Source organism: Hymenobacter sp. M1-2, from assembly GCF_057808495.1.
In genome coordinates this window covers 1-2397 of record NZ_JBTYZO010000055.1, presented here as the reverse complement: position 1 = coordinate 2397, position 2397 = coordinate 1, and the positions used below count along the sequence as shown (strand labels likewise).

At 60.7% G+C, this 2397-nt stretch carries 1 protein-coding gene; it reads left to right on the top strand.

Annotated features, from left to right (window positions below):
- Positions 1-14 precede the first annotated feature (14 nt).
- Positions 15-2397: polysaccharide lyase family 8 super-sandwich domain-containing protein (locus ACYSMN_RS25440; RefSeq protein ID WP_488926745.1), on the top strand; the 2383-nt coding region annotated here is incomplete at its 3' end.

Genomic DNA, 2397 nt, shown 5'->3' with positions numbered 1-2397 from the left:
CACCCCTCATGAACATGAACTTCACTCACCAACCATCGTGCAACCCGCGTCGCTTCAGGGCGCTTTTACGGGTGCTGCCTCTCACCCTGCTGCTACTAAGCGGTTTGCTGGCCACGGCCGCTTCGCCTGACCTGAACACCGTCAAGGCTCGGCTCAAGGCCGATGCGCTGGCCGAGCCAGCCCCGACCACCGCCACCGTCAACAGCCTACTTTCGAGCCAAGCCGCCAACGGCAGCTGGTCGACCATCGATTACGCCAACACCAGCTCGGGTACGTGGAAACCCATGGAACACCCGCGGCGGCTGCTAAAATTGACATTAGCCTATCACCGCGCCCCCACCGCATCTAGTCCCAACCCCCACTACCACAGCGAGGCTTTGCTGCAACGCATCGCGAAGGGAATTAAGTTTTACGCCTTCCACAAACCCAGCCCCGACCGCGGTATAACATCGGTTAACTTTTGGCACCGCAACATCGGTGAGGGCGAAGTTTTAGGACCGGTGCTACTCCTCATGCAGGACGTGTTGCGTCGCGCCACCAACGCCCCGCTGACGGCTGACGAGTTTCAAAAAGCGGTAAGCCGGCTGCCGAAGACGACGGCTGGCATGTGTTACGGCAACCCGGCCACCTGCACAGGCCAGAACCTGGTGTGGGTAGCCGCCAATGTCGTCCGCCGCGCCAGCTTGGAAGGAAACGACGCCTGGATGGCGACAGCCTTTGCCGAAATAGAAAGTACCGTAGTTGTGACGGCTCAGGAAGGGATTCAGCCTGATTATAGCTTCCACCAGCACGGCCCCCAACTCTACAGCGGCGGCTACGGCCGCCAGTTCGTAGAGGACGCCGTATATTGGCTTTCCACAGCCCGTGGCACTGCCTTTGCCTTTGATGGGAGCAAGCGCGGCGTGCTGACCAACCTGTTGCTGGATGGGCAACGTTGGATGGTACGCGGCAAAACCTATGACTACAGCGTGGTAGGCCGCGAAATCACGCGTGTTAACATAATTAATAATGCTGCTACCTTAGCCATAGCTGCCCGGCGCCTGGCCGCAGCCGGGGCCCCGCGCGCAACCGAACTGACATCGCTGGCGGCCGTTGTGGACGGCACGCAAGCGCCCGCGCTAAGCGGCAACCGCCACTTCTGGCGCTCGGATTACATGAGTCACGCCCGGCCGGGTTACCTAGTCACCGCGCGCATGCATTCGGTGCGTACCGTAGGCACGGAAAGCAACGTACCTAACCTAGAAGGCTATAAGAACTGGTACCTAGGCTACGGGGCTAGTTATCTTTACCGTCGCGGCGACGAATATCGCGACATCTTTCCAGTGTGGGACTGGGCGCGCGTGCCGGGCATTACCAGTGAGCATGTCAGTAGTTTCAAGCCAGTCCCGTATATAAAAGGGCTGACTGCCTTCGTTGGCGGCGTTTCGGACGGTCAAGTGGGAGCCGCTGCTTATGATTTTGCCGTGCGTGATATGGCCGATGTCAACGACAAGACCGTGACGGGGCGCAAAGCCTGTTTTTACTTCGACGAAGCGTATGTGTGCTTGGGAGCAAGCATCACGGGCAACCGGCCGAACCCCATCTATTCTTCCGTTAACCAGTGTCTGCTCACCGGACCAGTAACGGCCAAACTCGGCACCGGCGCCTCGGCGATAGTGACTACTGGCGAACATAAGTTGACGGCCCCGCGCTGGGTACACCACGATGGGGTGGGCTACGTGTTTTTGGGCAACCCGGCCAACGTGACGCTCAAGAACCAAGACCAGTCGGGTACGTGGAAGAGTATCAAGGGTGATCAGTCGGATGCCCTCGTTACCAAGGGCGTGTTTAGCCTCTGGTTCGACCATGGCAACAGCCCCAACAGCGCCACTTACGAGTACGTAGTGGTGCCGGACGTGACGGCAGCGGAACTCAATACTTATACGAGCAGCCATGCCGGCGGCTTGCCGCTACGCGTGCTGGTCAACTCGAAAGAGGTGCAGGCCGTGCGTCACAACGGGGCCGGCATCACGCAGGCCGCCTTCTACCAGGCCGGCTCGCTCACGCTGCCCGACGGGCGCACGCTGGCTGTCGACCAGCCCTGCCTGGTGCTCGTGCGCGAGAACGGCACAAGCGTGAAGGTGGCCGTGAGCAACCCCAAGAACGCGGCGCTGACCGTGACCGTGACGCTGAGCGGCCAGCTACAGGGCACCAGCGCTACCTACAATGTCACAGCCAATTCAACCCGCCTCAACTTCGCCTTGCCCGGCGGCGAGTACGCTGGCCAGAGTCTGGTCAAGGAGTTTACCAAGACGGTTATAGTGGCCGGCCCGGTGGCCCCTGCTAGCCTGGCGGCGGTAGCGGCCTCTTCCACGCAAGTAAACCTGCGCTGGCTGAACGCCAACACGGCCGCCAGCG